The sequence below is a fragment of the Endozoicomonas sp. ONNA2 genome (assembly GCF_024606365.1).
In the GTDB taxonomy this organism is placed as follows: Bacteria; Pseudomonadota; Gammaproteobacteria; order Pseudomonadales; family Endozoicomonadaceae; genus Endozoicomonas.
On sequence record NZ_JAHHPO010000738.1, the window covers coordinates 1 to 4,357 of the forward strand.

Genomic DNA, 4,357 nt, shown 5'->3' on the forward strand with positions numbered 1-4,357 from the left:
TTTAGCCTCAATTTCTCGCAATCCTCGCTACGGGCGCTATTCTCGGACAGCCTCCGGGTTTACCAGTGAAGCATTTGATTTGAAGAGTACTTATTCCATTGAGGCCGAAGAGATCCTGGAGTAAGCCTCCAGGATATTAAGTAGCTAACCAAATGAAATCATATTTTCTGACTAAGAGATCAGTTACTCTCGGTAACTGCTCCTGCGTTGCTCTGGCTCCTGCATCCTTGCAGTCGTGCAGCGTTGCATGGTAACTGTCCACTTGACCAGAAATATACGATTCATTTAGCCAACTACTTAAGTCAGGAAAACATGACGATTGCGCAGGCAAATGACATTGATAAAAAACCGAGAACGGTTCTGAGCGAAACCGACCCTTTGGATGTGCTGGCGTTTTGTGGCAGAACAAAAAGGGTGGTTGAAACCGTGATTCGTGTAACACCCCAGCCAGAGCCTGATGATTTTGATAAAGAGCCTGATGATTTTGATAAAAAGGTCCGAAAAAAAGGGCTCCAATACTTGGAAAAGCAAGGGCTCAATATGAATGAGCCGCTATCCAAAGGGGCGATGACCGCACCTAATACTGCATGGATGAACTTTATCATGCGTATTCTGGAATTTGTGCTTATTTGGCAGCTCACTTTGCGCCAAAATCCCGCAGAGTTGACTCGGCCTATGAGTGGAGCAATTACCGGCTGGCCAGTTCGATAATGAATACTGGAAAGAACAATTTTGAAGATGTGCTGGATCCGGTTGAAATAACCACAGGCTGGTTTCATGTTGAGCTGGTGAGTGGTCGTATTTATCCGGATTCGGAGTTAACATAGCAGTTAACAAGGCAAGTTGAGCAGACCATTACCCGGCTTGGCCCGGATGATCGAAATAATTGGGAAATACGGGCGAGGCATTTTCTGGAATATTGCGACAAACTCTATTCAGAAAAGTATTTAAAACGAAGGTCGCCGTTGGTATGGGCTGAAGGGTACTGGCAAGGGCTACTTGAAATTTCTCCTTGAAAGTGCTGCTTGAAATCAGGAGTTAAGCTTTTGCTTATGAGCGGAGTTATCAAAAAATTTCGCCACTGGTTCCCGTCCCACCGTCATACAACTTAACCTTTACTATATGTGTCGTAAGGCTTTTGCCGTTTATGTAGCCGGTAAACAAATGATTAAACGCACTTCTCCGGAGGATTCGACCTCCCCATAAACAAGCTATTTTTCCCCAGCCGTTTGCATAAGTTTCCTTTGGTATTATTCTGTTGATTGCTTTCATCGTTCTGACGGATAAACAACGCCTTGATGGAAATTTCAGCCGATCATCAGCGCCACACCGACCATCAGCCATTGGTTCATTTGCAGGGATCGGTGGAGCGGGTCACTTTCCACAGCGAAGCCAGCGGATTTTTTGTGATTCGGGTCAAGTGCAAGGGGCAGCGTGAGCTGGTGACCATGACCGGCAATACCCCGTCGGTAACGCCCGGTGAGTTTGTGGATGCCACCGGTATCTGGTTTAACGACCATAAGCACGGGGTGCAGTTCAAGGTTAAGCAGATCAAAACCGTGACACCCAATACTCTGGAAGGTATCGAGAAATACCTGGGCTCCGGCATGGTAAAGGGCATTGGTCCCCATTTTGCCAAACGGCTGGTAAAAGCTTTTGGTGAACACGTGTTCGATATTATTGAGGAGAACCCGCAGCGGCTGATGGAGCTCGAAGGTATCGGCAAGAAGCGGCGGGAGAAGATTACCTTAGCCTGGTCGGAGCAGAAGGTGATTCGGGAAATAATGGTGTTTTTGCAATCCCATGGTGTTGGCACCGCCCGGGCGGTGCGTATTTATAAAACTTACGGCGATGAGTCTGTGGCAAAAGTGCAGGAGAACCCGTACAGGCTGGCACTGGATATTCACGGCATCGGCTTTAAAACGGCAGATAACCTGGCCATGCAACTGGGGATCGACCGGGTGTCGTTAATACGGGCCCAGGCCGGAGTGTGCCATGTGCTACAGGAGTGTTCCACACAAGGACATTGTGCCCGGCCGTTTGAGGCGCTGGTGAACGATGCGGTCACGCTGCTGGAAATACCGGAAGCCACCATCAAAGAAGCGATTCAGTGTGAGATTACTGAGGAGCGGCTGACACCGGAGACCATTGAGGCAGTACCCTGCCTGTTCCTGACACCTCTCTACCGAGCCGAGCAGGGGGTTGCCAACCATGTCAACCGCTTGCTTCAGGGAAGTTCCAGCTGGTCCGGCATTGCCATGGATAAAGCCATTCCCTGGGTGGAGGAGAAAAATAACATTCAACTCTCCGGCTCCCAGAAAGGGGCTATTGAGCTGGCGGTGCAGAATAAGTTCTGCATCATTACTGGTGGTCCGGGCGTGGGTAAGACGACGGTGGTTAATAGTATCCTGAAAATTATCCAGGCCAGGGGGGTTGAGGTGACGCTGTGTGCGCCAACGGGTCGTGCGGCCAAGCGATTGTCCGAATCAACAGGGCAAGAAGCCACCACCATTCACCGGTTGCTGGATTTTGACCCGTCCGCTTTTGATTTCAAACGCAATGCCGAGAATCCCCTGGAAACCGATCTGCTGGTGGTGGATGAGTGTTCCATGGTGGATGTGGTGCTGATGAATCAGCTGTTGCGGGCAGTGCCTGATGCCGCTGCGGTATTGATAGTGGGCGATGTGGATCAGTTACCCTCGGTAGGGCCGGGGTCGGTACTGAGTGATCTGATTGCGTCCGGCAAGGTGCCGGTGGCGCGATTGACGGAAATCTTCCGGCAGGCAGCAACCTCGCAGATCATTACCGGCTCCCACGCCATAAACCGTGGGCAGGCGCCCAGGGTATCGAAAAAAGGAGAGGAGACGGACTTTTTCTATGTGACCGGTGAAGAGCCCGAAGAGCTGTTTGCCAAGTTGATGTCGGTGGTCACACGACGGTTGCCCGAAAAATTTGGTTTTGATCCGGTCAATGATATCCAGGTGTTGGCGCCAATGAATCGGGGCGGGCTCGGTGCCCGCAGTTTGAACGTTGCGTTACAGCAAGCCCTGAATCCAGACGCTCACCCCCGGGTTACCCGGTATGGCTGGACCTATGCGCCGGGGGATAAGGTGATTCAGACAGTCAACAACTATGACAAGGAGGTGTTCAACGGTGATATTGGCCGGGTAAAAGCCATTGATATTGAAGAGGGCGAGTTGATGATCGAGTTCGACGGTCGGGAGGTACTATACCCGGTCAATGAATTGGATGAAGTGTCGCTGGCCTACGCCACCACCATCCATAAAAGCCAGGGCTCGGAATACCCCTGTGTGGTGATTCCCATGGCCATGCAGCACTACACCCTGTTGGAACGAAACCTGCTCTACACCGGTGTTACCCGGGGCAAAAAAATGGTAGTGCTGGTGGGACAGCCCAAGGCCGTTAGCGTCGCCGCCCGAACCCGAAAGTCGAATCGTCGGCTGACTAATTTGCAGGGGCGGTTGGTAGGGTTAAGTGAATAATTTATGTGCATTGCCATGATTTGCAGAAACATCGCCTGCCAACCCGAAGCTTGTGCGGAAATAATCAGCGAGCACCTCTCGGGTTTCCTCCAGGGGAAATAGATTTGGTCTGCCTGGCGCAATGATGGGTGATAACAGCTGCTTTGTGTCTTTATCGAAGTACTTTCCCCTGCTGAGACGCTCTGACCAGTGATCATCATCCCGGCAGATGCGCTCGGGGGTATCTGCGGGAAATCTATGGTTATGATCATCGATGTATGACGCAATATCCATCAGAAAACGCAGGGTCGAGATGGTATCCGGAATGACTTCTGACTCTGCCCAATGGCTAATACTCAGTTGTTGGCTCACATCCGCTTCCCACTTGTAGGGGCAGGTTTTCAGCTTGCTTTCCTGATTTGCAAAAGCATGACGGATCAACTGCTGGAAAACATGTTGTTTGTTTTCCTCCCATCTTCGGGGATTCGTCACCAGTAGAAAGGCTAAAACAGACAAATCGTTATATTGCAGCAAATGGATGTGCTCTAACTGAGCATCCAGCTTTTTTAAGAAGTGGCGGATGCCTTGGCGGGAACTGTTTATCCGCTTTGTATACGACACCATCAAATGACTGATTCTGTCCATGATTTTGCTATTGCCAGTACGTAATGCGTTCAGCCATATATCCTTCACCAGAAGGAGGAAGACCGGATGCTCCAGGCACTCGTATTGATTGAATACCGGAACATCTGAAGGAAGACTTTTAATCAAGTCCTGGACCTGTCTGGAGCGCTTTCCGAAAAAACTTCGAAATTCATTCTGCCTGAATTCGTATAATAAATGCATAACCTCTGTAACCAGAGGGTTGCCACAGA

The 4,357-nt window shown here is 50.2% G+C and carries 3 protein-coding genes; 2 read left to right on the forward strand and 1 reads right to left on the reverse strand.

Going from position 1 to position 4,357, the window contains the following annotated elements; translation table 11 throughout:
- The first annotated feature begins 243 nt into the window (after positions 1-243).
- Both KDK14_RS12980 and KDK14_RS12985 read left to right on the forward strand, forming a co-directional pair.
- Positions 244-711, forward strand: a complete 468-nt coding sequence (locus tag KDK14_RS12980) for a hypothetical protein (RefSeq protein WP_257265569.1) — start codon at positions 244-246, stop codon at positions 709-711.
- Positions 712-1,298: 587 nt separating this feature from the next.
- Complete coding sequence (locus KDK14_RS12985; protein WP_257265570.1) at positions 1,299-3,503, forward strand: ATP-dependent RecD-like DNA helicase; 2,205 nt, start codon at positions 1,299-1,301, stop codon at positions 3,501-3,503.
- Here KDK14_RS12985 and KDK14_RS12990 read toward each other — a convergent pair.
- Positions 3,492-4,357, reverse strand: an 866-nt coding sequence (locus tag KDK14_RS12990; RefSeq protein WP_257265571.1) for a hypothetical protein, incomplete at its 5' end; no start/stop codon positions are given. The genes KDK14_RS12985 and KDK14_RS12990 overlap by 12 nt on opposite strands.